Raw genomic sequence first — 218 nt, forward strand, 5'->3', positions numbered from 1 at the left:
CCCCCCCCCCTAAAAAACAAAACCCCCCCCCCCAGATTAGCGAGTGTCTCGTGGGCTCGGAGATGTGTATAAGAGACAGCCCTCCCCTCAAACGCGAACCGCCCACCATCGAGTCCGCAGAGATTGCACGGGAATCGCTGGATTCTGTGCAGTCTTCGTGTAGTCGATGGTGCCTGTCTCTTATACACATCTGACGCTGCCGACGACGGAGAGAGTGT

Annotated in this window: 1 protein-coding gene; it reads left to right on the plus strand. The window is 57.3% G+C overall.

The features are described 5' to 3' along the window. A partial coding sequence (locus ACPYOG_RS21100) for a hypothetical protein (RefSeq protein ID WP_481295988.1) occupies nt 1-194 on the plus strand: 194 nt, incomplete at its 5' end. Nucleotides 195-218 lie beyond the last annotated feature (24 nt).

It is taken from the genome of Leifsonia sp. HAY1-4F, assembly GCF_056755275.1.